The 26,219-nt window shown below is 61.7% G+C and carries 29 protein-coding genes; 12 read left to right on the plus strand and 17 right to left on the minus strand.

What is annotated here, in order from left to right:
• Nucleotides 1-26 precede the first annotated feature (26 nt).
• From AADZ90_RS01625 to bchF, 15 genes are all read right to left on the minus strand, one after another.
• Nucleotides 27-533: a c-type cytochrome gene (locus AADZ90_RS01625; protein WP_367309500.1), complete on the minus strand. Its 507-nt coding sequence runs from the start codon at nucleotides 531-533 to the stop codon at nucleotides 27-29.
• 108 nt (nucleotides 534-641) lie between these two features.
• Nucleotides 642-1,856 (minus strand): 5-aminolevulinate synthase, encoded by a 1,215-nt coding sequence (gene hemA / locus AADZ90_RS01630; protein WP_367309499.1) that lies wholly within the window; start codon nucleotides 1,854-1,856, stop codon nucleotides 642-644.
• Nucleotides 1,853-2,659, minus strand: coding sequence for a putative photosynthetic complex assembly protein PuhE (puhE, locus tag AADZ90_RS01635; RefSeq protein WP_367309498.1), 807 nt, complete (start codon nucleotides 2,657-2,659; stop codon nucleotides 1,853-1,855). The genes hemA and puhE overlap by 4 nt, the downstream gene beginning before the upstream one ends.
• A gap of 94 nt (nucleotides 2,660-2,753) precedes the next feature.
• Nucleotides 2,754-3,881, minus strand: a complete 1,128-nt coding sequence (gene acsF, locus AADZ90_RS01640; protein WP_367309497.1) for a magnesium-protoporphyrin IX monomethyl ester (oxidative) cyclase — start codon at nucleotides 3,879-3,881, stop codon at nucleotides 2,754-2,756.
• The gene (locus AADZ90_RS01645) at nucleotides 3,878-4,174 is read right to left on the minus strand and encodes a hypothetical protein (protein ID WP_367309496.1); all 297 of its coding nucleotides are present in this window, start codon (nucleotides 4,172-4,174) and stop codon (nucleotides 3,878-3,880) included. Before AADZ90_RS01645 ends, acsF begins: the two co-directional genes overlap by 4 nt.
• Before the next feature lie 55 nt (nucleotides 4,175-4,229).
• Nucleotides 4,230-4,688: a photosynthetic complex assembly protein PuhC gene (gene puhC, locus AADZ90_RS01650; protein ID WP_367309495.1), complete on the minus strand. Its 459-nt coding sequence runs from the start codon at nucleotides 4,686-4,688 to the stop codon at nucleotides 4,230-4,232.
• Nucleotides 4,689-4,693: 5 nt separating this feature from the next.
• Nucleotides 4,694-5,323 (minus strand): photosynthetic complex putative assembly protein PuhB, encoded by a 630-nt coding sequence (gene puhB, locus AADZ90_RS01655; RefSeq protein WP_367309494.1) that lies wholly within the window; start codon nucleotides 5,321-5,323, stop codon nucleotides 4,694-4,696.
• A gap of 62 nt (nucleotides 5,324-5,385) precedes the next feature.
• On the minus strand, nucleotides 5,386-6,156 hold the full coding sequence (gene puhA, locus AADZ90_RS01660; protein ID WP_367309493.1) for a photosynthetic reaction center subunit H: 771 nt from the start codon (nucleotides 6,154-6,156) through the stop codon (nucleotides 5,386-5,388).
• Nucleotides 6,157-6,174: 18 nt separating this feature from the next.
• A complete protein-coding gene (locus AADZ90_RS01665) occupies nucleotides 6,175-7,596 on the minus strand; it encodes an MFS transporter (RefSeq protein ID WP_411996918.1) in 1,422 nt (473 codons plus the stop codon).
• Nucleotides 7,593-8,303: a magnesium protoporphyrin IX methyltransferase gene (gene bchM, locus AADZ90_RS01670; RefSeq protein ID WP_367309491.1), complete on the minus strand. Its 711-nt coding sequence runs from the start codon at nucleotides 8,301-8,303 to the stop codon at nucleotides 7,593-7,595. Before bchM ends, AADZ90_RS01665 begins: the two co-directional genes overlap by 4 nt.
• Nucleotides 8,303-9,205, minus strand: coding sequence for a ferredoxin:protochlorophyllide reductase (ATP-dependent) iron-sulfur ATP-binding protein (gene bchL, locus AADZ90_RS01675; RefSeq protein ID WP_367309490.1), 903 nt, complete (start codon nucleotides 9,203-9,205; stop codon nucleotides 8,303-8,305). Before bchL ends, bchM begins: the two co-directional genes overlap by 1 nt.
• Before the next feature lie 199 nt (nucleotides 9,206-9,404).
• Nucleotides 9,405-12,929, minus strand: coding sequence for a cobaltochelatase subunit CobN (locus AADZ90_RS01680; protein WP_367309489.1), 3,525 nt, complete (start codon nucleotides 12,927-12,929; stop codon nucleotides 9,405-9,407).
• A complete protein-coding gene (gene bchB, locus AADZ90_RS01685; protein ID WP_367309488.1) occupies nucleotides 12,919-14,523 on the minus strand; it encodes a ferredoxin:protochlorophyllide reductase (ATP-dependent) subunit B in 1,605 nt (534 codons plus the stop codon). The genes AADZ90_RS01680 and bchB overlap by 11 nt, the downstream gene beginning before the upstream one ends.
• A complete protein-coding gene (locus AADZ90_RS01690) occupies nucleotides 14,520-15,803 on the minus strand; it encodes a ferredoxin:protochlorophyllide reductase (ATP-dependent) subunit N (protein WP_367309487.1) in 1,284 nt (427 codons plus the stop codon). The genes bchB and AADZ90_RS01690 overlap by 4 nt, the downstream gene beginning before the upstream one ends.
• Entirely contained in the window at nucleotides 15,800-16,294 is a 495-nt protein-coding gene (bchF, locus tag AADZ90_RS01695) for a 2-vinyl bacteriochlorophyllide hydratase (RefSeq protein WP_367309486.1), read from the minus strand. Before bchF ends, AADZ90_RS01690 begins: the two co-directional genes overlap by 4 nt.
• 259 nt (nucleotides 16,295-16,553) lie before the next feature.
• On the opposite strand from bchF, the gene AADZ90_RS01700 reads away from it, so the two are divergent.
• The 5 genes from AADZ90_RS01700 (at nucleotide 16,554) to AADZ90_RS01720 (ending at nucleotide 20,609) form a co-directional block, all read left to right on the plus strand.
• Entirely contained in the window at nucleotides 16,554-17,348 is a 795-nt protein-coding gene (locus AADZ90_RS01700) for a cobalamin B12-binding domain-containing protein (RefSeq protein ID WP_367309485.1), read from the plus strand.
• 80 nt (nucleotides 17,349-17,428) lie between these two features.
• Nucleotides 17,429-18,805 (plus strand): transcriptional regulator PpsR, encoded by a 1,377-nt coding sequence (gene ppsR / locus AADZ90_RS01705; protein WP_411996919.1) that lies wholly within the window; start codon nucleotides 17,429-17,431, stop codon nucleotides 18,803-18,805.
• 132 nt (nucleotides 18,806-18,937) lie between these two features.
• Nucleotides 18,938-19,768 (plus strand): SDR family NAD(P)-dependent oxidoreductase, encoded by an 831-nt coding sequence (locus tag AADZ90_RS01710; RefSeq protein ID WP_367309483.1) that lies wholly within the window; start codon nucleotides 18,938-18,940, stop codon nucleotides 19,766-19,768.
• A gap of 60 nt (nucleotides 19,769-19,828) precedes the next feature.
• Nucleotides 19,829-20,035: a twin transmembrane helix small protein gene (locus AADZ90_RS01715; RefSeq protein WP_367309482.1), complete on the plus strand. Its 207-nt coding sequence runs from the start codon at nucleotides 19,829-19,831 to the stop codon at nucleotides 20,033-20,035.
• Between the two features lies 1 nt (nucleotide 20,036).
• On the plus strand, nucleotides 20,037-20,609 hold the full coding sequence (locus AADZ90_RS01720) for a cob(I)yrinic acid a,c-diamide adenosyltransferase (RefSeq protein ID WP_367309481.1): 573 nt from the start codon (nucleotides 20,037-20,039) through the stop codon (nucleotides 20,607-20,609).
• A gap of 13 nt (nucleotides 20,610-20,622) precedes the next feature.
• Here the strand turns inward: AADZ90_RS01720 and yaaA are convergent, their stop codons facing one another.
• A complete protein-coding gene (gene yaaA, locus AADZ90_RS01725) occupies nucleotides 20,623-21,399 on the minus strand; it encodes a peroxide stress protein YaaA (RefSeq protein WP_367309480.1) in 777 nt (258 codons plus the stop codon).
• A 96-nt stretch (nucleotides 21,400-21,495) separates the two neighbouring features.
• On the opposite strand from yaaA, the gene AADZ90_RS01730 reads away from it, so the two are divergent.
• The 7 genes from AADZ90_RS01730 to AADZ90_RS01760 are packed head-to-tail and all read left to right on the plus strand — an operon-like array spanning nucleotide 21,496 to nucleotide 25,902.
• The gene (locus tag AADZ90_RS01730; protein WP_367309479.1) at nucleotides 21,496-22,446 is read left to right on the plus strand and encodes an aspartate carbamoyltransferase catalytic subunit; all 951 of its coding nucleotides are present in this window, start codon (nucleotides 21,496-21,498) and stop codon (nucleotides 22,444-22,446) included.
• Nucleotides 22,447-22,467: 21 nt separating this feature from the next.
• Nucleotides 22,468-22,653, plus strand: a complete 186-nt coding sequence (locus AADZ90_RS01735) for a hypothetical protein (protein ID WP_367309478.1) — start codon at nucleotides 22,468-22,470, stop codon at nucleotides 22,651-22,653.
• The gene (locus AADZ90_RS01740; protein WP_367309477.1) at nucleotides 22,650-23,192 is read left to right on the plus strand and encodes a hypothetical protein; all 543 of its coding nucleotides are present in this window, start codon (nucleotides 22,650-22,652) and stop codon (nucleotides 23,190-23,192) included. Before AADZ90_RS01735 ends, AADZ90_RS01740 begins: the two co-directional genes overlap by 4 nt.
• Complete coding sequence (locus AADZ90_RS01745) at nucleotides 23,189-23,785, plus strand: hypothetical protein (RefSeq protein WP_367309476.1); 597 nt, start codon at nucleotides 23,189-23,191, stop codon at nucleotides 23,783-23,785. Before AADZ90_RS01740 ends, AADZ90_RS01745 begins: the two co-directional genes overlap by 4 nt.
• The gene (gene pyrC / locus AADZ90_RS01750) at nucleotides 23,782-25,050 is read left to right on the plus strand and encodes a dihydroorotase (RefSeq protein WP_367309475.1); all 1,269 of its coding nucleotides are present in this window, start codon (nucleotides 23,782-23,784) and stop codon (nucleotides 25,048-25,050) included. Before AADZ90_RS01745 ends, pyrC begins: the two co-directional genes overlap by 4 nt.
• Nucleotides 25,043-25,648 (plus strand): glycerol-3-phosphate 1-O-acyltransferase PlsY, encoded by a 606-nt coding sequence (gene plsY / locus AADZ90_RS01755; protein WP_367309474.1) that lies wholly within the window; start codon nucleotides 25,043-25,045, stop codon nucleotides 25,646-25,648. The genes pyrC and plsY overlap by 8 nt, the downstream gene beginning before the upstream one ends.
• 14 nt (nucleotides 25,649-25,662) lie before the next feature.
• On the plus strand, nucleotides 25,663-25,902 hold the full coding sequence (locus AADZ90_RS01760) for a hypothetical protein (protein WP_367309473.1): 240 nt from the start codon (nucleotides 25,663-25,665) through the stop codon (nucleotides 25,900-25,902).
• On the opposite strand, the gene AADZ90_RS01765 is transcribed toward AADZ90_RS01760, so the two are convergent.
• Nucleotides 25,899-26,174, minus strand: a complete 276-nt coding sequence (locus AADZ90_RS01765; protein ID WP_367309472.1) for a hypothetical protein — start codon at nucleotides 26,172-26,174, stop codon at nucleotides 25,899-25,901. The genes AADZ90_RS01760 and AADZ90_RS01765 overlap by 4 nt on opposite strands.
• Between the last annotated feature and the right edge of the window lie 45 nt (nucleotides 26,175-26,219).

A 26,219-nucleotide genomic window follows, 5' to 3' on the forward strand; every position in this document is an offset into this window, starting at 1 on the left:
CTTTCCTTATAGCTCTTTTGGAAAGTTCAGCTGCCGTCGCCGGCGGCATCCGCCTCAAACGCTTCCAGCTTCTCGCCTTCCATCGCGGGGCCGACGGACACAAGGTAGGCAAAGAGGTCATAGGCCTCCTGCTCGTCCCGTACGCGGTAGCTCATCTTGCCACGGGCACGACGGTCGTCCAGCGCCTCCCGAATCCAGCCGGTCGGATCCTGGACGTAGGCGACGAACGCCTCTTCGGTCCAGCGCGTGCCTTGCTCGTTCAGCGCGAGAAGACCATCGGAGTAGCGGAAATCCTCTTCCTGTCCGATCAGCTCGTAAGCAACGCCGTACTGGTTCGGGCCGGTGCGGGCATTGCGCCCGGCGATAGTCTCGCCCTCTTCGTCCACGATCACGTGGCACGCGACACATTGGCGGTTGAACTGCTCTTCTCCGGCTGCCGGATCACCCTGGAGGCCGGATAGGTCGACATCACCTTGGGCGAAAGCAGGCCCAGCGAAAAGGGCCGCTGCAGCGGCAATCGCAAAGTGTTTCATGGTCTCTCCCTTGCTTTTTCTGCGGCTAGGTCAGCCACGTCTTTTTGCGCACGTAGTCCCGCTTAGGGTGCGGTCCAGTGCAATCTTCTGTCAGATTGTCATGCAATATCAAGCAACCGCATGTGACAGAGCGCACTGCTTCCAAAGCTCGGATAGAGCGGTGACAAGATGGTCGATATCCGCGTCGGAATGGAGCGGCGAAGGCGTGAAACGCAACCTCTCCGTTCCCTTCGGCACGGTAGGATAATTGATGGGCTGCACATAGATACCCCATTGATCCATCAGGAAATCCGAGATCATGCGGCACTTCACCGGGTCCTTGATCATCACTGGTACGATGTGGCTGTCGTTCTGCAGATGGGGGATGCCCTGGGCATCAAGCGCCGCGCGAAGTCTCGCCACCTGTCGGCGTTGCCTTGCCCGTTCCGAATGGCTGACCTTGAGATGCGCGATGGAGGTCCTGGCGGCCGCAGCCACGGCGGGCGGCAGCGCAGTCGTGAAGATGAAGCCGCTCGCAAAGCTGCGGATGAAATCGCAAAGCGCGGCAGAGCCGGTAATGTAACCGCCGACCACGCCGAATGCCTTGCCCAGTGTCCCTTCGATCAGCGTGATCCGATCGGCGAGCCCCTCCTGTTCCGAGATGCCGCCCCCGCGCGGACCGTAGAGACCGACGGCGTGGACTTCGTCCAGATAGGTCATCGCGCCATAACGCTCGGCCACCTCAACGATCTCCGCAATGGGCGCGATATCACCGTCCATCGAGTAGACGCTTTCGAACGCGACGATCTTTGGCACATCCGCGGGCAGCATCCGCAGGTTCCGCTCTAGGTCCTCCACATCGTTGTGCTTCCAGATGACCTTGGCGGCCCGCGAATGTCGGATCCCCTCGATCATCGAGGCGTGGTTGCCCGCATCGCTCAGGATCACGCAATCCTTCAGCCGGCTGCCGAGCGTCGAGAGCGCGGCCCAGTTTGAGACGTACCCCGAGGTGAAAAGAAGCGCCGCTTCCTTCCGGTGCAGATCCGCCAGTTCCGCCTCAAGCAGGAGGTGATCGTGGTTCGTGCCCGAGATATTGCGCGTTCCGCCCGCGCCCGTCCCACACCGCTGCACCGCCTCGCACATCGCCGCGATCACCGAGGGGTGCTGACCCATCCCAAGGTAATCGTTCGAACACCAGACAGTCACTTCCCGGACTCCATCGGAATGGTGGTTCGCTGCCCGCGGGAACTTTCCGCAAGCGCGCTCCAGATCCGCGAAGTAGCGATAGTTCCCCTCCGCCTTCAGGGCGTCGAGCTGGTTCTGAAACAGGGCGTCGTAATTCATTGTCCTGGTCTTTCTTCAGTGGCGGAATTGGTAAGCGGCGCAGGCAGCATCCAGCGCCAGAGTTTCGCTTCGGCGAGTGGGACGAGCATCAGCCAGTGTTCGATCATGGCAAGCCCGGCGATCGCGGAGAGCAGGGCCCAGCCGACGGCCTCGGCGTCGGTTGGGGCGAGCGCGAGCTGCCAGAGGAAGCAGGCGGTCGCGAAGGTCAGCACGGTGATCCCGATGGGAAAGGCGGCCGTCACGGGACCCCGCCGGAAGTAGCTTAGAAGATGCGACAGGCGGCGCGGCACGAATTCGGTCGTGATGTAGGGGACACCGAAGAAGAGATTCAGCTTGGCCGAGATGCGCGCAACGAAGAGGGTGAGATAGGTCCAGAGCGCGACCTGATTGGCTGCACCGTCAGACAGGACGACGATCAGAAGCAACCCGGCCGTCAAGGCCATCTCATGCCAGGCAATCGTCTCCCAAGCGCGAGCGAAGCGCGGGATGCCAGAAAGGCCTGGCGGACAGGGGGCCTTCTGCGGCCCGGCGATGATGCCGGTCAGAAAAGCGAGCTCGACCCAGCCCCAGATTGCGAGTGCTGAAAGGAAACCGAGATAGGCGCCCGCAATATCCCGCATGCCAACCGAGAGGGCTATGCCAAAAACGCCGATGACCAGCACTGGCACCATCAGGATGAGGGCGCGCATGTGCGCGAAACCGCCCAGGCGGTCGGCGCGGCGGACGATCAGCAGAATGATCCCGGTCGAGAACCACCATAGAAACAGCGCCGAAAGCGCCGCGATCCAGGGCAGCCCGCTCACACCCGCACCCCACGGTCCAGCGGTCTTGAACCGGTGCCTCTTTCCGGGAGGAGGTCCCGGCACAAGGCCGGGACGAGGAGGAGCGGGCGCTGGATCAATACGCCGGCTCCAGACGCGTCTCGACAGGCACGTCGTTCTTGACCGCTGGAATGGTGTAAAGCGACAGGAAGGCCGCGGCTGCCTTGGCGCTGCCCGCGACCCGGTCGAGCGCACTACCGATGCCGCCCTGCGCCTTTGCTTTGGCAATCTGCCGGTTTGCCGCCTCAAGTCGCTTCAGCGTCGGGATCCAGCGCGGATGGTCGATGTCGAGCGTCAGCGGGAAGACCTGTTTGGAAATCTCCGATGTCTTGCGGAAGACCTCCTGCCCGTACCATTCCGGATCGACGCCGAGCGCCTCGTGGAAGGCGGGCCGCTGATGATCGCGCACCCACATTGTGGAGTAGACCGCCGTAAGGAAGAACTTGATCCAGAGCTTGTTGCCACCCGAGGTCAATTTCGGATCGGTCTTCATCAAAAGCGCGAAAGCCTCGCCATGGCTGAACTCGTCATTGCACCACTCCTTGAACCACTTGAAGATCGGGTGGAACCGGTGCTCCGGATGGGCCTCCAGGTGCCGGAAAATCGTGATGTAGCGCGCATAGCCGATCTTTTCGCTGAGGTAGGTGGCGTAATAGATGAACTTCGGCCGGAAGTAGGTGTATTTCTTCTTCTGCGTCAGAAAGCCCAAATTCACCGCAATCCCCGCTTCACGCAGCGCATCGTTGATGAAACCAGCGTGCCGCGCCTCGTCCCGCGCCATCAGTTGGAACAGCGTCGTGATGTCCGAATTGGATCCGCGCCGTTTCATTTCCTTGTAGAGGACGCAGCCTGAGAATTCGGCGGTGCAGGAGGAGATCAGGAAATCGATGAATTCCCGTCTGAGGCCCGGGTCCATTCCGTCCCAATCGATCTGATCCCAATCCTCGTTCTTCTTGAAATGTCCCTTGTTCGGATCTGACTGCATACGGGCGATCAGCTTGTCCCAATCCTCGCGGACCGGAGTGACATCGATCGCATCCATCTCATCGAAATCGGTCGTATAGAACCGCGGCGTCAGCAGCGTGTTCTGCATCGCGACCTCGGTCGCCATCTTGCTGTCGACCGGCATCGCCATGTTGTCGGCAGCGAGACCTTCCTCGGCAGTCGTGGCATCGGCGGAGTGCTTCTTGGCCTGGACGTTCATGACAGCACCTCCTCAGAGAAGGAGAATTCGCAAAGTTCCATGAACTCGAAGTCGCCCGTCGCCCGGGTCCAGAGCTGCTCTAGCTTCGAGGCGCGGGTGATTGTCGCCTCGCGCTGCTCTTCCACGATCTCGCCGTAGGGCGCCATGATCTCGGGGCCGTGGACCAGCACGCTGTCGCCCGGATGGACGACCGCGCCATTGTCAAAGCGCACATGCGCCGAGAGTTCATCGAACCGGTGGCTTACCGTCACAGTACAGGGGGCCTTCTCAGTCTCTCTTGTCAGCAGTCCCATCAGGTTCCCTCCTCTGATGCCTAAAAGGCAGCGGTGGCTGGCCGCCGCCTTGATCTCAGTCAACCAGCGCCGCAAAAGCCGCGACGTTATCTTTCCCGTAACCAACAAGCTCGACGGACCAGTCGGTCTCGTCATCGAAGATTGCGATATGTCCGTTCTCAAGCCGCGCCACGCGAACAGGGGCCGAACGGTCGGCACCGTGGGTCACCCGCTCGCGGTCCACAGCGCGGCCGATCACGCCAAGAAATCCCATGCGCGTATCGTCGGACCGGGCCAGCTCGGCGCCTGCCGTATCAAGGACGATGACCCGCTCGCGTTCGCTCATGTCGAGCGTGACGATCACCTCTTTCGCGACAGTGCTTGCCGGCAGCGTGCCAACCTTCGGCCTGTCCGTCAGCGTTGCGTACGAGACGAGCGCGAGCGATGCGACCATCAGCGCGAACATGGCGCGTACGAGGATCCGCGGCACCATTTCCTTATCGCGTAGTTTCATCTGGGCTTCGAGGTTGCTCATTGCTCTCACTCCGCTGCCATGGCGGTGGGCTGGACGAGCGTCAGCTTCGGCTCTGCCACCCGCGCCTCCGCCGCCTCTGCAAATATCTCGGCCACACGCTGCGCATCTGGAATGCAGCGCAGGGCCGGCTCGACCTTCCTGATCCGCCAGGGTTTCACGTGCGGCCAGCAAAGGATGTAGCTGAAGCGGGTATCTCCCTTCAGTGCGAAGGCAATTGTTCCGTGCCCAGATGGACGAAGGTCCAAACCTGCATCTTCAATTTGGGTGTAGGGAAGGTTCAGCGTCATCGTCAGTGCAGCGCCAATCCGCATTCCGACCCGCTTGTTTGTCAGCGTGTAAACGGTCGACTTCGCCTGGATCAGCGCCAGCAAATAGAGGATCGCGCAAGCGACGACGCCGACGACCACGAACGGGATCGCCTGTGGAAGCGCCTGCACCAACGGCATTTCGGTCGAGGACACTCCGACCCGCCACACCGCCAGCAGCGCAAAGTACCCGGCAACCCAATAGAGCGCCAGCGACTCCCGGGCGAGCCGCCAGGGCGCAGGTTCTCCCTGCCAGAGGATCACCTCCCCGGGGGGGAGCGCTTCGGGCAGCCCTCGCACCGGTTCGAATTTGAAGTCATCGTGGCTCATCGCGTGGTCCCCCTCTCGCGATCCCTATCGCGGCGGCTGGCGAGGCCGCCGCTTGGGCGTCCTCAGAACTGCGCCTCGAGGCGCTTCGGCGTGGCATAGAGCGTCCCGCCCGCATACCAGGCCATGATCTTCTCTTCTTCGAGCTTGGTGATCTGACCGTCCGATGCGGTCTGCGGGATGCCTTCGAAGTTGTGCTCGAAGAGCGAGCGGATCTTCACCCTGTCACTCTTGATCCGGCACATGTGAATCGGAGCGAGCCGCGCGCGACCGGTGCCCTCCGGATTCAGGTCGATGGTCAGGAAACGCACCATCTGCTCGGGCACGTCGACCCAGATGTCAACGACGCGGCCGATGACCTCTCCATCACCCGCCTGGACCGGCAGCCCGCGCGGGTCACGCCCGGCGCTGATCGCAAAGTCCTGAAGGTGCGAGAGCGGACGAATCTTTGGATGTCCGTGGCCATCCATCTCCGGCACATCCTCGCGTGGCGCCCAAGACGCCGGCCCGATGCCGTCTGCCATCGGATCGCCCGTTGGTACATAGGGCGAGCCTGCCGCAGCGGAGGTCCGTACCATCGCCAGATCGCGCCCATCAGGGGCCATGTCCGGAACGGTGATGTCGCTCTGCCCATGCGGCCGGATGAAGGTTTTCGGCTTCGGCAGCGGGAACGGCCCCTGGTTCGGCGCGATGTTCCCGTCATCGTCTTCGAGAGGATACCCCTCTCGCATGTTCTCGGTTTGCAGGTAATAGATCAGCCCCGCAAAGAATATCCAGAAGAGCCAGATCGCGGCGCTCGCCAGATCGAAGTTTCCGAAAAATTCCACACCAACCATGATCGTGTCCTCCGTTGGTTAGGTCGGGAAGTCGGCAAGGCCGAATGGCCTGTCCGCCTGCGCCTCAGGCACCCGGTGCCGCACCAGCGGCCCGAGCGCGATCAGCGTGATGAAAAGAAGCAGAAGCTCGAGGTGATAAACCGCAGAGTATCCCGTCGCCGGGGTCGCAAGCGTCTCGCCCAAAGCGCCGTTTGAAGTGAGCGCGGTCACGCCATCACGGATAGCACCGCCAAGAAAGATCGACAGACCCGCTGCCGTCGCCTGCGCAGCACCCCAAGCGCCCAACGCCAATCCGCGCCCTGCATGTCCCCGCACAGGCAGCGCCATCGCTGCAGTCAGCGTCGCTACAGCGAAGAGCCCACCGCCAAGGCCGATGCCTGTAGCCCCTGCAAAGAACAGCACCGGAGCTGATAGCGGCGCCGCAAAGATCACCGCGCTGAACGCGACAAGCCCGATCAGCAGCCCTCCGGCTGACAGGCGATGCGGGTCCCGGCCAAGTGCCAACCGGCGCGCGGCAAACCCGAACCCGGCAAGAGCTCCTGCCGCCCAAGCCGCCGTCAACAGGGTCGTCGCAGAGACAGATAGCCCGAGGATCTCTCCACCATAAGGCTCCAACAGCACATCCTGCATGTTGAAGGCCATCGTCCCAAGGAATATGACGACCAGAAGGCGCACCGTGTCGCCCGCCGCAAAGGACGCCCAGGTTTCCCTAAAGTCCGGCCGGGGCGCCTCGCGCTCTTCCCGGCTCATCGGCGCCAACCGCTCCTGTTTCCAGAGCGCCACGACATTCAGGATGATCACGACGACTGCCGCGCCCTGAACCACCTGGATCAGCCGCAACTGGCTGAAATCCCGCAGCAACCCACCAATGATCAGGGCCGACACCCCCATCCCGATCAGGAACATCACATAAAGCAGCGCCACAACCCGCGGCCGCGTCTCATCCGTTGCCCGGTCCGCAGCCAGCGCGAGCCCCGCGGTCTGCGTCATATGCATCCCAAGACCAGTCAGCAGGAACGCCAGAGCCGCACCGACCTCGCCAGCCCACGCCGGTCCCGTTGCATGATCTCCCGACAGCACAATCAGCGCCATCGGCATGATCGCGAGACCGCCGAAGAGCCAGAGCGACCCGAACCAGAGATACGGGATGCGTTTCCATCCAATGGCACTGCGATAAGTGTCCGACCGGAACCCCAGGATCGCCCGGAACGGCGCGACCAGCACCGGGATCGCAATCATCGTCGCAACGACGATGGCCGGCACGCTTAGCTCCACGATCATCACTCGGTTCAGCGTGCCAAGCAGCATAACCGCCGCCATTCCGACCGAGATTTGGAAGAGCGACAGCCGTAGCAACTGCCCGATCGGCAGAGCGTCCGACGCCGCATCCGAGAACGGCAGAAGCCGCAGCGACATGCCCTTGATTGCCTGCCGCATCATGGCCGCACCTCATAGGCCGTCGAGATATAGAAGCCCGATGAAACCCGCTCGATTTCCCGCAGATTTGGCAACCGCTCCGCCGTCAATGCCGCTGAGAGCCGCCCATGGCTTTGCGGCACCATCACAGGCGCCCTGTCACTCCGCGGAAAGAGCTTGCCCATCCGCCACATCGCCATCAGTGCCATGGTCTTTGGCGGCGCGGTAAAGACGACGCGCTCCGCCGTCCGCGTGGCAAGATCACCGACGATCCGCGCCAGATCCTCGGCCCCATAGTAGATCAGGCTGTCCATCGCGATGACCGCATCGAAATCACCATGGCCGACATCCCGCAGATCCCCGGCGGCGAACGTGATCCGCTCCCGCAAGGGGTCCGGGCATCGCCGCTCCGCGATCTCAACGAGAGATGCCGAGAGATCGACAGCCACCACCTCCGCGCCGCGTTCGGCAAGAGCGATTGCCAGTGTGCCGGTGCCGCAGCCAGCATCAAGCACGCGCTTGCCGGCAAGATCCTCCCCGAGCGCTGATAGCAGAATACCCTGCATTCGCTCGCGCCCGGCCCGCACCGTTGCCCGTACCCGCGAGACCGGAGCGTCCGACGTCAACCGCTCCCAGACAGCCGTTGCCGTCCGATCGAAGTAGTCCTCGACCCTTGCGCGGGTCTCACCGTAGCCACCGGACGGCCGGATATGGGGCAGGGGCGCAGTCATCAGTCGAACCCCAACAGTTCAAAGATATCGCGGTCTTCCATCGGTGCCGGCGCCAAAGGCTCCGTCCCGTCCCACAGCTGTTGCGCCAGCCGGACATACTCGGCCCGTACGGCAAGGATATCCTCGTCCGCATCCATCTCGAAGAGCGTTTTCTTCTTCAGTCGTGAACGGCGGATCGCATCGAGATCGGGCATATGCGCGATCCGGTTGAAACCGACAGTCTTACAGTACCGGTCCACCTCATCCGTCTCGCGGCTGCGGTTTGCGACGCATCCGGCAAGCCGCACCTTGTAGTTTTTGGACTTGGCCTGAACCGCCGCGATGATCCTGTTCATCGCGTAGATCGAGTCGAAATCGTTGGCCGTTACGATCACCGCGCGGTCAGCATGCTGCAGCGGGGCGGCAAAACCACCGCAAACTACGTCGCCTAGAACATCGAAAATGACAACATCCGTGTCCTCGAGCAGATGATGCTGCTTCAGGAGCTTCACGGTCTGCCCGACAACGTAGCCGCCGCATCCCGTCCCGGCCGGGGGGCCCCCGGCCTCGACGCACATGACCCCGCCCCAGCCCTCATGAACGAAGTCCTCGGGGCGTAGTTCTTCAGCGTGGAAATCGACCTCCTTGAGAGTATCGATCACCGTCGGCACCAGAGATCCGGTCAGCGTGAACGTCGAATCATGCTTCGGATCGCACCCGATCTGAAGCACACGCTTGCCCATCGTGGAAAACGCGGCAGACAGGTTCGACGAGGTCGTCGACTTCCCGATCCCGCCCTTCCCATAGACCGAAAAGACCTTCGCCCCGTCAATCTTCATCGAGGCATCCTGATGCACCTGCACCGATCCCTCGCCATCCTGCCCGCGCAGAACCGGCGGGGCTTTCGTGTCGAGCGGGCTCATGCCGCCTCCCTTTCCGGAAGAGGCCAGCGCTCCTCCTCATCTTGCCAAAAATACTTCGGGGGAAGGCCCGCAGGGCCGGGGGGCAGCGCCCCCGGCACCGCCCGGTCGTCCAGCGCAACACCGGAAAAGGAGACCTGGCGCGGCACAGCCACGCCTCTGGCCCGCCGCAGGCGCGGCAGGATTTTCAGCCCTGCCTCTCTCAAGACACACCCTCCATCCGGTCCTCGATCGCATCCGCGGCCTGCTGAAGCGCGGCGAGTGTCGCTTCGTCGGGCTGCCAGTATTCCCGATCCGAGGCTTCGATGAGCCGGTTGGCCATGCGCATCGAGGCTTGCGGGTTCAGCTTCGACAGCCGCTCCCGCATCGCATCGTCTAAAACGAAGGTTTCGGACAGCCGCTGATAAACCCAAGGCTCCACTTGCCCGGTCGTCGCCGACCATCCGACAGTATTCGTGATATGCGCCTCGATCTGACGCACGCCCTCATGTCCATGCTTCAGAAGCGGTTCATAGAAGCGCGGGTTCAGCGAGCGGGCCCGGGTCTCCAGCGCTACCTGATCCGCCAGCGTCCGCACTTTGGCACCGCCGCGCGTCTGATCGCCGATATAGATAGGCGTTTCGGCTCCACCTTTCGCCCGCCGTACGGCACGGGCGATCCCGCCGAGGGTGTCGAAGTAATGATCAACCGTCGTCACGCCAAGCTCGACGCTTTCGAGGTTCTGATATGCAAGATCGACCTCAGCCAGAGCCGCCTGCAAAAGCTCCGGGGAGGCGGCCGCCTTCCCGTCAACTCCGTAGGCAAAGCTCTTCCGCGCCTGATAGGCATCGGCCAGTTCGTCCTCATCGCCGAAGGCCGATGCGTCAACCAACTGATTTACGTTCGACCCATAGGCACCTTCGGCGTTCGAGAAGACGCGCAGGGCCGCCTCCTGCAACGAACAGCCTGTTCGTTCCGTATAGGCGAGGGCGTGAGACCGGACGAAATTCTGCGCCAACGGTTCGTCCACGCTTGCCGCTTTCCAAGCGGCTTCGGCCAGCATGCGCGTCTGCAACGGCAGGAGGTCCCGGAAGATCCCTGAGAGCGTCATGACGACGTCTATCCGGGGTCGGCCAAGCCGCTCCAGCGGTACTAGGTCCGCACCGCAGAGTCGTCCGTAGGCGTCGAACCGCGGCTCGGCCCCGATCAATGACAAGGCCTGCGCGATGGGGCCGCCGTCGCTTTTGATATTGTCGGATCCCCAAAGGACCAGCGCCACGGTCCGCGGCAGATCTCCATAAGTGTCAAGCAGCGCTTGCGCCTGCTTCGCGCCGTCCCGCATCGCAAAGGCTGTCGGCATCCGGAACGGGTCAAAGGCGTGGATATTTCGGCCCGTTGGTAGAATCTCCGGGTTGCGGATCAGATCCCCGCCCGGCACCGGAGGGATATACCGCGCCGACAGCGCCCGCATCAGCCCGTCAAGCTCTGTCTCTTCCGCCAGCCGCTCTTCGGCCCTTGAACGGGCCTCATCGCTGTGCCCCTCCATCAACCGCACGGCATCGGCCCGCGCGGCGGGACTAAGCGGTTGGCCGACGACATGCAGCCCGTCCGTGATCAGCGCATTTTCGGTCTCAAGCAGCACAAGCCAAAGCCGCTCGGGATCGCAGCCCTTCAAATCAACCGCTGCCGCCTGATCCCGGATCAACGCCTCAAGTTCCGTGCGATCCTCTTCATTCGGCGTCTCGCGCCAGCGCCGCACGCTGTCTTTGAGCTCGGCCAGGCCCTTGTAAAGCCCCGCCTTCGTCAAAGGCGGCGTCAGGTGCGTGACCGTCACCGCATTCGACCGGCGCTTGGCCAGCGTCGCCTCTGACGGATTGTTAGCCGCATAGAGATAGATGTTCGGCAGATCACCGATCAGCCGCTCCGGCCAATCCGCACCGGACAGCCCGGCCTGCTTGCCCGGCATGAATTCGAGCGCCCCGTGCATGCCGAAATGCAGAACTGCGTCGGCTTGCAGGACTTCCCGGATCCATCGGTAATAGGCGACAAAGGCATGGGTCGGCGCAAAGCTCTTCTCGAAGAGAAGCCGCATCGGATCGCCTTCATAGCCGAAGGCCGGCTGCACTCCGACAAAGACCCTCCCGAACTGCGCCCCTAAAACGAAAACGCTGCGACCATCGGCCTGATGCTTGCCTGGCGCCGGCCCCCAGGCCGCCTCGACCTCCTCAAGCCATGGATTGCCTCTGACCATCTCGTCCGCAGAAAAATGCGCGACAACATTAGCCTGCTGACCAAAGCGCTCGGCATTTCCATCAAGCACCGCCTTCCGCAGCGCATCAACGCTTTCGGGCGGATCGAGATCATATCCCTCGACCGCCATAGAATGCAGAGTGTTGTAAAGGCTTTCGAAAACGGAAAGGTAAGCTGCGGTGCCGACGGCCCCCGCATTCGGTGGGAACCCAAAGAGCGTGATCGCGATGGTCTTGTCCGCGTTCGCTTTCCGGCGCAGCGAGGCGACCCGCATCGCCTTGGTCACCAGCGCTTCGATCCGCCCGGGGCATGGAGCCATTTCCTTGTTTGCCGCTATTGCGCGGCACCGAAGGTAACAACCATCGCACCCCGCGCCACCGTGCCGCCCCGCAAAGACTGTTGGCGCGACGGCACCGTCGATTTCGGGCAAAGCGACGAGCATCGTCGTCTCGACCGGCCCGAGGCCCTGCGCGCTCTCGCTCCATTGTGCCAGCGTCTGAAATTCCAAGGGTTGGGCAGAAATATAGGGGACATCGAGTTTTGACAGGATCTCGACCGCCGCATCGCTGTCATTGTAGGCAGGTCCGCCGACAAGACTGAACCCGGTCAACGAGACCAGCGTATCGATCCCGCCCATATAAGTCTCGATCGCCGGCCGCCCGTCGAGGCCGCCAGCAAAGGCAGGGATCACACGCACGTCGCGCGCTTCGAACGCCCGGATCACTGCGTCGTAATGCGCCGTGTCTGAGGCGAGGATGTAAGACCGCAGCATCAGAAGGCCGATGACTGGTCCTTCGCCGCCCGGCAGCTCCTTAGGTTCAGTTGTGATGTGATGTCCCGGCAAATCGGGGTGGTAAAGGCCAAGCTCTGGATACTCGACCGGGAGTGCAGCAGCCGTACCACGCCATTCGGCGCGACCATAGCGCGAGATCAGGAAGCGGATCATTTCGCGAATATTGTCGTCCGACCCGCCAAGCCAGTATTGCATCGCCAGGAACCATGCCCGCAGATCCTGGGCCTTGCCCGGGATCATCCGCAGTATCCTTGGCAAACGCCGCAGCATCCGCATCTGGCTGGCACCACTGGACGCGCTCTTGGTCTTGGGCTTCAACCGCTTCAGCAGCGCCATCGCGCCCGAGGCGGGTTTGCTCATGTCGAGATCGCCCATCCGGGTGAGGCTGACGATCTGGGCATCCGAGACGAGACCGACAATCGCATCGCAGGTGTCCCTGCGAGCAGCAAGATCAGGCAGGATCGCGCGGATATGCTCATCGAGGAAGAGAAGCGCTGTCACAACGATATCAGCCGAGGCAATTGCAGCTTTGGCGGCTTCCAGCGATTCAGGCCGCTCCGCCCATTCAGCGGCAGCAAAGACATCAACCTCGAGTCCCGGAAAATCGGACGCAAGTTGAGGGACCGCCCGCGCGGCGGGGCCTGCGGCATGGGCATCGAGCGTGATCACGCAGATGCGGTAAGGGCGAATTACCTCATCGCGCATAATGGGCCTTTGCATCATAAAGCGTTTCGCGGCTGATCTCGGAAAGCCCGCGCTCGGCTGCGAAGGCTTCGGTGTTTCGTTTGGCCTTGCCTCGCACGAAGAACGGCACCTTGCGCAGCTCTTTCTCGGCCTCTGACAGCCAGATTACTTCCGAAGCGGGCTCGCCCTCAGGAGCCATCGAGGCCCCTTCGACCGCGGTCCAAGTTGGGTCCCGGCGCTCCGCCCGATCCGTTTTCACTTGGCCGGAAATGCTCCCGCCGGAGGCATCCGCACTCTCGATCCGCACGGTATTATGACCATGATGCGATGGCCCGGCAGCATCGTGAAACTCGAAATCCTCCCGGAACATTGCGAGCAGGTGCTCTTCGAGCCCCATGACGAGCGGATGCACAAAGGTGTCGAACAGAACGTTAGCCCCCTCGAGCCCCATCACCGGCGAATACCGCGCGGGGAAGTCCTGAACGTGGACCGGCGCCGAAATCACCGCGCAGGGGATCCCAAGACGCTTGCCGATATGGCGTTCCATCTGGGTGCCGAGGATCATCTCCGGTGCGAGGCGCTCAATCTCGGCCTCTACCTCGAGGTAATCGTCAGTGATGAGGGCCGGGACGCCGTAATCCTTGGCCATCACACGCAAAGACCGCGCGAACTCGCGATTGTAGCAGCCCATGCCCACGACCTCGAACCCGATCTCGTCGCGAGCGACGCGAGCGGCCGCCATCACATGGGTCGCATCTCCGAAAAGGAACACGCGCTTGCCCGTGAGGTAAGTCGAATCGACGGAGCGGGACCACCAGGGCAGGCGCAACCGCGCCTCGTCGAGCGTCAGGTCGCGGCCCGTGATCCTTGAGATCTCCGCCACGAACTCTCTCGTGGCGCCGACCCCTATGGGCACGGTCTTCGTGAAGGGCTGGCCATGCTCTCGCTCCAGCCAGCGCGCGGCACTTTCCCCTGTTTCCGGGTAGAGCAGGACGTTGAACTCAGCGGCAGGCAGCCTGGTGATGTCAGCCGGAGTTGCGCCGAGCGGGGCAATGACATTGACCGTGACGCCAAGCTCTTCAAGGAGCCTCTTGATCTCAGCTACGTCGTCGCGATGCCGGAACCCCAAAGCCGTCGGCCCAAGGATGTTGCAGGTCATCGCCTGCCGCTCCTGCGGGCAGCTCAGCGCGCGGACGATCTGAAAGAACGTCTCATCCGCGCCGAAGCATTCTTTGCGCTGATAGGACGGCAGTTCCAGCGGAATGATCGGGCAGGGCAAACCCGCGGTCTCTGAGAGCCCCCCGGGATCGTCCTGGATCAGTTCCGCCGTGCAGGAGGCACCGACGATCATCGCCTGCGGCTGGAAGCGGTCATAGGCGTCCCGCAAAGCATCTCGGAACAGCGCTGCGGTATCGCTGCCCAGATCGCGGGCCTGGAAGGTCGTGTAGGTGACGGGCGGGCGGTGATCGCGCCGCTCGATCATCGTGAAGAGGAGGTCGGCATAGGTGTCGCCCTGCGGTGCATGGAGGACGAAATGCAGATCCTTCATCGCCGTTGCGACCCGCATCGCGCCGACATGGGGCGGGCCCTCATATGTCCAGACCGACAGCTTCATTCCGCCGCCTCCAGCCGCAAGGCGTCACGGCGGCGCAGCGGGCGGGCGAAGAGCCCGGCCAGATCTCCCGCCTGTTCATAGAAATGGACCGGCGTGAAGACGAGCTCGATCGCCCATTTCGTCGTCAGCCCCTCTGCTTCCAGCGGATTGGCGAGACCAAGGCCACAGACAGTCAGATCCGCACGGGCCGCACGGGCCCGGTCAAGCTGGCGATCGACATCCTGCCCCTCGGAGATCTGTGGGCCAGCGGGCAAAAGGTCGAGATCCGGCCCGACGATCGCCTCATGAAGGAAGGGAGAGCCGACCTCGACAGCCTCCATCCCACACTCGCGCGTCAGGAAACGGGCAAGCGGCACTTCAAGCTGGCTGTCGGGAAAGAAGAAGACCGATCGACCTTTCAACGGCTCCGAGACACGCGCAAGGGCCTGCCGGGCACGGGCGCGCGGAGCCTCAGTAACGGCATCAAAACGTTCCTCCGACACACCGAACTCGCGGGCGATGGCGGCGAGCCAGGCAGTCGTCCCCTCTTCGCCGAATGGCATGGGCGCTGCGATGTGATGGGCGCCACGGCGGGTCAGCGCCGCATGAGTATCTCCGAGAAATGGCTGAGCCAGTGCAAAGACAGTGTTCGGTCCGATTGCCGGATCACGCTCTGCCGACCGTGCGGGTAAAGTCACGACGGGCCCGATCCCGAGCGCTTCCAGAAGATCCAGCATCTGGTCTTCGACGACATCGGGCAATGCCCCGGCGACCAGAAGCTGCCGCTCCTGTGTCTCGGTCAGGACGGGGACCATGGAGGCAAGGCAAGCGTCCTCACCTTGTGTAAACGTCGTCTCGATTCCGCTACCCGAGAAATTCAGCACCCGAACCCGCGGGGCATATTGGGCACTCAGCCTCTCTGCCGCCTTAGAAAGATCCAGCTTGATCACTTCGGAAGGGCAGGATCCGACAAGGAAAAGCTGCCGGATATCCGGTCGCCTGGAGAGAAGCCGCGCCACTTCCCGGTCCAGCTCTTCATGGGCATCAGCCAAGCCCGCCAGATCTGTCTCTTCAAGGATCGCTGTGCCGAAGCGAGGTTCGGCAAAGATCATCACGCCGGCCGCCGACTGCAGAAGATGCGCGCAAGTGCGGCTGCCGACGACCAAAAAGAACGCATCCTGCATCTTGCGGTGCAACCAGACGATCCCGGTCAGCCCGCAAAAGACCTCGCGCTGGCCACGCTCCTTTAGAATCGGCGCCCCCCGGCATCCCGTGACGGGTGGGGGGGCCAGTTCAGTCACGCGACCGCCTCGCTCCGCGCAAGGCGGAGTTTCCAAAGGAACTGGGCGGCATTGACGACATAGGCAAGATAGGCCGCAAGCGCGATGTAGAGAAGCGCCTGCTCTCCCGCCCAACCGCCGAAGAGCGCCAAGACATATAGCGTGTGCAGCGCGATCACGCCGAAGCTGACGACGTCCTCCCAGAAGAAGGCGGGCGCAAAGAGGTATTGCCCGAACACCTCCTTTTCCCAGATCGCGCCGGTCACCATGATTGCATAAAGAACGGCAGTCTTAGCCAGGATCGATACGGTCGCGGCAGTATAGCCATCCCCGGTCGCGAGCGTCCGCAGCACGAGCACCAGCGAAACCAGAAATACTACAAACTGCAGCGGCGCCAGCACCCCCTGAACGAGTGTCCAGATACTCGCATCACGGCGGGCACGCTCCTCAACCGAGTAAAGCGGGCGAGCCTTGCGCGAATCTGACAGAGCAGGGGAACGGGCGGTGAGCATGCGTGAAGAATACGTAGCGTCACTCAAGAGTGTCAACTTTGATTTACACTTTGAAACGTCACTCGATGGAATTGATAGAGGTCCGCGAGGCTAAAACGGCCTTCAAATCCAGCCTGGTTTTGGATCGGCGGGCCAAACCTGACGGTTCTGTCAGTTTTCTTTGACATTCGGTGGCGCGTCACCGACAATAAATCTGTTGAAGGGGAGTTTGTGCCGTATCAGCCTCGTTGCGGCCTTCTCGTGCCACGGAGGCATCGCGATGTCCGACCACCCCAAACGTGGCGCTGCACAGAGCGCCGAACCGGGAAGCGCATCTGTCGATTCTCTTGCAAGCGAAGCATTGTCTGTCGTGGCATCCAGGAAACAGAGCGGCAGTCTGATTGAGCGTTTCGTGTCAGAACTCACAGACGCCGTCCAACGCGACGCTCCCGACATGATGTTCGAGGTGCGCGACCGGATGCTGGATAGCGGTATCTCGCCCGTCGATATTTCGGATTTCTACGTCCCTGAGGCTGCGCGACGCCTGGGCGAAGCTTGGTGCGCAGATGAGACCAGTTTCGCGGCCGTCACGATTGGCGCGTCTCGTCTGCAGGGCTTGCTTCGGACACTTGGCGCTGAATGGTCCGCCCAAGAGCTTGCCGAGCCAAACGCGCCAGCCTCGCTCATCATCGTTGCTCACGAGGTCTACCACACGCTGGGCGCTGTCATTCTGTCAGGTCAACTTCGCAGGAGAGGATATGCTGTGCGCCTTCTCATCGGGATGCAGCCAGATAAGCTTGAGCATTTGATCAGGCAGACTACCTACGACGTTGTCATGATTTCTGCCTCAAGCGGCGACAGACTTGAACCGCTCCGGGTACTTGTGGAAAAAGTGAAAGACGCAGTTTCGGAACCTCCACCTGTTATCGTCGGAGGCACCGTGCTTGAGCAGAAATTGGACGTTAGGACACTAACTGGTGCTGACTACGTTACGAGCGATTTGAACGAGGCACTTGAGTATTGCGGTCTGTCCAGTCCCCAAAAGATGCCGGCCCACAACGACAGCGGTCGTTGAATGATGAAGTGCGCCGCGAAACCGGGCACTCCGCCATGACATCTCGCGGTGCAAAATATTGGTCGAGCGGATCCATCCCGTTGATCGGCCCCGAAATCCTGGGCGATATCATTGCTTCGGTTGCCGATATTGCGCTGGTCATCTCCGAAGATGGGGCGATCCTGTCAGTGTTGGTAGATCCCAGCGAGAAAGAGCTGTCGGGCCTGCATCACTGGGAGGGGCAGAACCTGCGGGCGCTTCTGACAAGCGAAAGCATTCCGAAGTTCGACAACCGCCTCGAAGATTTTCTTGGGCAGCAAGGCCCGATCCGATCGGTCGAACTCAATCATTCCGATGATCGGCGGGATTGGGAGTTTCCGGTCCGATACAGTTTTCACCGGATCGGACCGGAGGGCGCCATTCTCATGCTCGGGCGCGATCTGCGCCCCATAGCCGAGTTGCAGCAGCAACTCGTGAAGGCGCAGCTCGCGCTTGAAATGGACTACGAGGCGCAGCGCGACGCCGAAACGAGGCATCGCGCACTGATGGAGACGACCCGGGAGGCCATCGTCTTTGTCACCGTTCCGGCTGGCCGGATCATCGATGCAAACCCAGCTGCCTCGAAACGTCTGGGGCTGTCGCGTGATGCGCTTCGCGAGGCGAGCTTCATCCAGCAATTCGAAGACTCACGTCGCGCCGTGCTCATGGACGAGCTGACTTCGGCTGCTCTGTCCGACACACCGCGATCCGTTTCCGTGAAGACCGCAAAACAAGGGGGGGAGTTGGTCCTTGTGCCCCGGGTCTTCCGGGCGAGTGGCGAACGCCTTATCCTCTGCCGGATAGAGGATCCCAAGCTTCTTGGCGGCGGCGCCGATCCGGTCGCCGAACATACGATGTCGCTTTATGAAGACGGCGCCGAAGCGATCGTTTTCTGCGACAAGTCGGGCAACATCCTCGCCGCCAACGATGCGTTTCTTGGACTAACCGACATTGCCCATGGTCTATCGGTAAAGGGCAGGTCGCTGTCCGAATTCCTTGCCCGGGGAAGCGTCGACCTGCGGGTTCTTCTGGAAAACACGCAGCGCACCGGTAAGATGAAGATGTATGCAACCAAGCTGACCGGCGCATTCGATGCCGAGCGACCGGTTGAGATCTCGGCGAGTGTTCTAGGCGAAAACGGACATCCGGTGATCGGCCTCGTCGTACGAGACGCTGCCCGCATCGACGCCGTTCGCGTCCCGCAAAGAGGTGCTGCCGATACCAACACACGCTCCGTCATGGAACTGCTCGGCTCAGCCACGTTGAAGGAAATCGTGGCCGACACCACGGACGTTGTCGAAAAGATGTGCATCGAGGCGGCTGTAGAGTTGACTGGAAACAATCGTGTGGCCGCGGCAGAGATGCTGGGCCTCTCGCGGCAATCGCTTTATGTGAAGCTTCGCAAGTACGGACTTCTGCGCAAAGACGGCGACCGCTAAACCGTTCGCGTCTCCTCCCAAAGCTGAAAATCCCTTTCTGACAAGACAGCGGCCCCTTGCCCTTGCATTGATGCACACGCATGAGCATCACGCGCACTGGGCAGGCAAAACAAAGAAAGGGACTTTGGCAGAATGAGTGATCGATCAATCCTGATTAGCGGATGCTCGTCCGGCATCGGTCTTGATGCCGCACACGGTCTTCGCAAACGCGGCTGGAGGGTCTTTGCCAGCTGCCGGCGGATTGAGGACTGCGAATCCCTGCGCGCCAACGGCTTTGAAGCTCCACTCATCGACCACACCAAGCCCGACACTATCGATCAGGCCGTCTCCGAGGTTCTTGAGGCCACAGGCGGTCGCCTCGACGCGCTCTTCAACAATGGGGCTCACGCCATCCCTGGCGCTGTAGAGGATCTGCCCCGAGACGCCCTGCGGGCGATCTTCGACGCCAATCTCTTTGGTCCACATCAGCTGACCCGCGCAGTCATCCCCGCAATGCGACAGCAGGGACACGGGCGGATCATCAACAACTCATCCGTGCTCGGCTTCTCCGCACTCCGCTGGCGCGGCGCCTACAACGCGACGAAGTTCGCGATGGAAGGCCTGACCGACACACTCAGGCTCGAGATGCGCGACACACCCATCCATGTGATCCTCATTGAACCTGGCCCGATCACGACAAAGATCCGCGAAAACTCGATCCCCCACTTCGAGAAATGGGTGGACTGGAAGGGCTCCGCCCGCGCGCACCAGTATGAGGAGACATTGCTCAAGCGTCTCTACGGGTCGAATGGTCCTGACACGTTTGAACTCCCACCCGAGGCCGTGACGAAAAAGCTGATTCATGCTCTGGAGGCTCCGAACCCGAGGCCCAGGTACCTGGTTACAACGCCAACCTACATGATGGCAGCCTTCAAACGCCTGCTGCCCACCCGTGCCGTCGATGCGATCGCAGGGCGTCTCTAGGCTTTCCGCTTCGCTTTCCCAGACTACCTTCGTAGGGACCAAAAGAAGAAAAGAAACCCAATGTTCCAAGACCCTCTGTTTCTCGTCGTACTGGCGGCAGTCCTCCTTGTTGCCCTGATCCTCGCCCGCGGCATCGGCACCTTCGGCAAAGGCGGTGTCGAAAACGCCAAGCGGGCCAATAAGCTCATGCGCTACAGAATCTATGCCCAGTTCGTCGCTGTCGCACTGATCCTGCTTTTTGTCTTCATTCGCCGCAGCGGAGCCTGAGATGGTCGTTCTCAACAAGATCTACACAAAAACCGGAGACGCGGGTGAGACGGCGCTTGGCAACGGTGTACGCGTGGCAAAACACTCGCTTCGCGTTCAGGCGTATGGAACAGTCGATGAGGTCAATTCGACAGTCGGGCTCGCACGGCTGCATACGGCCGAAACAACGGACTCGCAACTCGCCGCGATCCAGAACGACCTCTTCGACCTCGGCGCAGACCTCTGCCGGCCCGACATGGAAAGGGACGCTGAGGCCGAGTACCCGCCCCTGCGCATGGCCTCATCTCAGGTCGAACGTCTGGAGCGGGAGATCGACGAGATGAACGATGCACTGGAACCGCTGCGCTCTTTCATCCTGCCAGGCGGCTCACCCTTAGCTGCCCACCTACACCTCTGCCGCACCGTGACAAGGCGGGCCGAGCGCCTGACGATGGAGCTTGCGACGATGGAAGCTGTCAACGAGGCGGCGATCACGTATCTCAATCGGCTGTCCGACTGGTTTTTCGTTGCCGCCCGCATCGCGAATGACGATGGGCGGGCGGACGTGCTCTGGGTACCAGGCGCGAACCGCTAACGCGGTTCGAACTTTATCCGGGTTCACTCGATCTCGAAAAGACAGGCGCGTCTTCCTCGGAGAGGTCCGGCCGATACCGGTAACCGAGCCCCTCGAACTCCAGCAGATGCTCAGGGCGGGAGACACCTCCGGTAATCGCAAATCGGGCCATGGCGCCCCGCGCCCGCTTAGCAAAGAAGCTGATGACCTTGTCCCCGTCCTCACGCTCTTCGAGGAAGACAGGCGTAATGACCCGAAGCTTGAGCGACACCCGATCCACCGCTCGAAAGTATTCCTGGCTCGCGCAGTTGAGCAGAATATCAGTGCCCAGCGCATCGGCCTCCGCGTTCAGATGCTGTGCGATCTGATCTCCCCAATAGGAATAGAGGTTACGACCCCGGCGATTCTGCAGCTTTGCCCCCATCTCAAGCCGGTAGGGCTGTATCCCGTCGAGTGGCCGCAACAGACCGTAGAGCCCCGAAAGGATGCGTAACCTTCGTTGCGCGACAGCCCACTCATCATCGGAAAAGTCTCGTGCCCAAAGACCCTGATATGTATCCCCAGCAAACGTCAACGCGGCGGGCGTCAGCGCCTCCGCCTTTGGTGTGGTTTCAAATGCTCGAAACCTCTCCCTGTTCAGACGGCCCAGCGCGTCGCTCAGCCCCATCAGCCGCTTCAGTTCCGCCAGCGAAAGCTGGCGCGCCCGCTTAGCAAGGCGCAAGGCGTCTTGAGCAAAGACCGGATCCGTCATCGCGGGACCGGAACCGGCCTCCAGATCCAGCGTCTTCGCAGGGGAAATCACGATAAGCATACACACCTTCCTCTAACGGACTGTGCGCGCAGATAGTCCGCTCGGCCCACCCCCTCAACCCGTGGACCACTGCGACAAAAAGTGTGATGAGGAAGCATGACCTTTCGCAACCGTCACCTTCTCGGGATCGAGCATCTGGCTCCGGACGAGATCACAACGCTTCTTGACCTCGCCGATGATTACGTTCGTCTGAACCGGTCGGGACAAAAGCATGGCGACGCGCTTGCCGGTCTTACGCTCGTCAATATGTTCTTCGAAAACTCGACCCGCACCCAAGCGTCTTTCGAGATTGCGGGGATGCGCCTCGGCGCCGACGTGATGTCGATGCCGATGCAGGCGTCGTCCATCAAGAAGGGAGAGACGCTGATCGATACGGCGCTGACCCTCAATGCCATGCACCCCGATCTGCTCGTCGTCAGACATCCCCATTCCGGTGCGGTTGCCCTGCTCGCCCAGAAGGTTAACTGCGCCGTCCTGAACGCGGGCGACGGCCGACACGAACACCCCACACAGGCGCTTCTCGATGCCTTGACGATCCGACGGACTAAGGGACGGCTGCATCGCCTCTCCGTCGCGATCTGCGGCGACATCGCCCATAGCCGCGTGGCGCGCTCGAACATCCTGCTGCTCAACAAGATGGAAAGCCGCGTTCGCTTGATCGGCCCGCCAACGCTGATGCCCACGGGGATCGCTGAGTTCGGCGTCGAAGTGTTCGACGACATGAGGGAAGGGCTCAAGGACGTGGATGTCGTGATGATGCTACGCCTTCAGAAAGAAAGAATGGACGGCGGCTTCATCCCTTCAGAACGCGAGTTCTACCACCGCTACGGTCTCGACAGCGACAAGCTGTCATACGCCAAGTCAGACGCCATCGTTATGCATCCGGGGCCTATGAACCGCGGGGTAGAGATTGACGGAACGATTGCCGACGACATCAACCGCTCTGTCATCCAGGAACAGGTTGAGATGGGCGTCGCCGTCCGGATGGCCACGATGGACCTTCTGATGCGCGCGCGACGCAGCCAGCCTAAGGTGGTCGTGGCGTGAGCTTTGAGCATCTCAAGAGATATGCTTGAGCGCGGTGAGAAGACAGTTCTCGCCGGGTCGAGCCGTGCAGAGATCAAGGGAATGAAACCCGAGGGAACGGCGCTTCAGCTCCGCGACCGGAACGGAAAGATCCTCCTCCTGCGTTACCTGCGGGAGGCGCAGCCTGTCCGACAGGTCATCAGCGCCAGGACAGGAGACCAGAAATGACCGGCTCGCTCGAGATCGCACCCCATATCCACGATACGGTTTTTGTTTTCGCCCTGAATCTGCCGTCGGAAGACGTCCCCACTTTCACGGAAGGCAACCAGAAAAACTGGCCCCTTAAAGACGCGCTTGGCGCGACAACGCTCGATCCGAACGGCGTCGACATCGTCGCGCTGAAAGAAATTGCCGGCCTGGAACTGTCCGGCCTTCTGATAGAAGGACATGGGGCAGAAGCGGCTCAGGTTCTTACCGACAAGGCGCGTCTCGACGCGCTTGAAGGTCATGTCGTTCTGGTCCACGCTACCGCTTTCCAAGGTGTTGCTCAAAACCTTAATCCGGGGCCAGAGCTGACTTTTATTGGCCGCTATTCGGGTCCGCGGACAGCGACGCCGGTGGAACCTCTCCGGTCAGACGCGGCGGAAGGCACGCTCAAGGGTGATGCATCAGCACGGTCTCATGGCAAGATCGGCGGGCGCGTTGCTACCTTCGCCCTTCTGGTTCTTTTCCTGCTCGTTGGGCTCATGGTCTGGGTAGCGCAATGAAGACGGCACCGGGCTTCAATATCCCTTACCTTCCTGGCGAGACGACATTGTGGGAAGGCCGCCCGGATACCAGCTTCCGGTACGGGCCGCTCCATCTGTTTTATGGAATGCTCGGTACGTTCATGCTCATCATGCTGTCTCTCGGGCTTTTCGTCGACCTCAATGGCACCCCTGGGCTCGTGGCGGCCTGGCTCCTGTTCTGCTTTCTCTACGTCCTCGCCCATGCGCTCTACTTCCTGCTCGGCGTGCCCTATGTGGACATGCTGCACCGCCAGCAGACCTTCTACCGCTTAACTGACCGCCGGGCGATCATCCTCGACGCCTCCCCCCTTATGGGGGCCTATACCTACGACTTGAATCGATCGCTACGAGTTGATCATGACCTCAAGTTCGGCAGCGTCTACCTGACCGACAAACGACGTGGAGCCACCCGCATCCCGATGGAAACCGGCCGACGCTTGTCGGCCTTGTCCCGCTACTGGTTCTTCTTCACAAAGCTTCTGAACAGCTCCGGCTTCCGCTTCATCGACGGGGCGGACCAGGTTGCCGCGATGGCTCGCAAGGCTGCATCTGAGAACGGAAAACGCGCGTGAAGACGGCCTTCCACAACGCCCGCCTGATCGACCCGGAAACCGGGGAAGAGCGCGATGGCTCCCTCTTCATCGACAACGGCCTTATCGTCGAAACCGAACCCGAAGGCGCAACGGTCATCGACTGCGGCGGCAAATGCCTCGCACCCGGGATCGTTGATATCGGGGTGAAGGTCTCCGAACCGGGCGAGCGGCACAAGGAAAGCTTTGCCAGCGCTGGCCGTGCCGCTGCGGCTGGCGGCGTGACTACCATCGTCACCCGCCCGGATACCCTCCCCGCCATCGACACCCCCGAAGTCCTCGAATTCGTCGCCCGCCGTGCGGCGGAGGACAGCCCCGTCCGCGTCCTATCGATGGCGGCCCTAACCAAGGGGCGCAGTGGTCGCGAGATGACCGAGATCGGTTTTCTGATGGATGCCGGCGCCATCGCCTTCTCGGATGCAGATCGCGTTGTCGCGGATACCAAGGTCGCAGGCCGGGCGTTCACCTATGCGCGTGCGCTTGGCGCATTGGTTGTCTCCCATGTCCAGGAACCGGGTCTCAGCCGTGGCGCGGCCACGACCTCAGGCAAGTTCGCCTCGCTTAGGGGGCTTCCCGGCGTTTCGCCTATGGCGGAGCGGATGGCCCTCGACCGAGACATCGCCCTCGTCGAAATGACAGGTGTCCGCTACCACGCCGATCAGATCACAACCGCGCGCGCCCTGCCGGCGCTGGAGCGCGCCAAAAAGAATGGCCTCGACGTCACGGCAGGTGTCTCGATCCACCATCTGACACTGAACGAGCTCGACGTCGGCGACTACCGAACCTTCTTCAAGGTCAAACCACCGCTCCGCTCCGAAGACGATCGTCTCGCCGCCATCGACGCCGTCGCAAGCGGCCTGATTGACGTCATCTCCTCGATGCACACCCCACAAGACGAAGAGAGCAAGCGCCTGCCCTTCGAAGAAGCGGCCAGCGGCGCTGTTGCCCTCGAAACCCTTCTCCCCGCCGCGATGCGTCTCTATCATTCGGGCCAGTTGGATCTACCAACGCTCTGGCGCGCACTCTCATTCAACCCCTCACGGCTCCTTGGCCTCGACAGCGGGTCCCTGACCCCCGGCGCTCTCGCCGACCTCGTGCTCTTCGATCCCAACGCTCCCTTCGTCCTCGACCGCTTCAAGTTACACTCGAAGTCAAAGAATACGCCTTTCGACGGCCAGCGGATGGAGGGGCGCATCCTCGGTACGTGGGTGGCGGGCCGCGAGGTTTATCGGAGGGAACATGCCTGATTTCGACAACGGCTTCCTCTATCTGCTCGTCGCGACTTTCGCCTATCTTGCAGGCTCCATTCCCTTCGGCATGGTGATCGCCAAGGCCATGAACCTCGGAGATCTCCGCAATATCGGCTCCGGAAACATAGGCGCGACCAACGTCCTGCGGACTGGCAACAAGGGCGCAGCCGCGGCGACGCTCATCCTCGACGCCTTCAAAGGCGCTGTCGCTGTTCTCGTCTCACGCGCCATCGCGGGGGAGGACGTAGCCCAGATCGCCGCGCTTGCCGCATTCATCGGCCACTGTTACCCGGTCTGGCTTGGCTTCAAGGGCGGCAAGGGGGTGGCGACCTTTCTTGGCGTTCTCTTCGCTCTGTCCTGGATAACCGCACTCGCAGCCTGTGCGATCTGGCTCTTGACGGCGGTCATCACGCGCTGGTCATCACTCTCCGCACTTCTGGCCGCCGGACTGGCCCCGGTTCTCGCTCTCCTCACGGGATACACGGATGGGATCGTCCTCCTGATCGTCCTCGCCGCCCTCGTCTACTGGCGCCACGGCGCCAACATCAAACGTCTGCGCGAAGGAACCGAGCCCAAGATTGGAGCCAAGAGCTGAGTGATCCGTTCATCGTGGCCTTCGACGCCCTCCCCGAAGGCAGCTTCGAAGGGATGTACAAGGGGCGCCGATGGATCATTCGAGAAACCCGCTTCGCCAATGGACGGAGCCAGAAGATCGTTGCGCACGAACTCGGCGGAGCGGGATACATCAGCGCAAACCTCTACCGCCTGGCGTCGGGCCCGGTGCTCAAACCTTGCGAAATGCCGGAAGCTAAAGTCCGCGCCTTCGTGCTTGGACTTCTTCCACTTTAAACAGCGCCACGCTCAACGAGCTTGGCAACAGCTTCGGCGGTCTTCCGGGTGTTCTGGTAGATGCCCAGCCCCAGATACATGAAGCCGCCGACAAACAGCACGTAAACCGCCCCAAGGACCAGAACCAGCAATCCTGGAAGAACTCCCGATGGCTGACCGGGTTGCGCTGGGGCAAACATGATCCCTATCGAGGCAGCAAGAACGCCCAGACTGAGCAACACAATCACAACCGCAATCAGTTTTTCCAACGCGTTGATGAAGAAATCACGCATCGCAAGACCCTCCTATCGCAAATGCGTGAAGAGGTTGGGTCGACC

This window comes from Aestuariibius violaceus, from assembly GCF_040779325.2.
Taxonomy (GTDB): domain Bacteria; phylum Pseudomonadota; class Alphaproteobacteria; order Rhodobacterales; family Rhodobacteraceae; genus Aestuariibius; species Aestuariibius violaceus.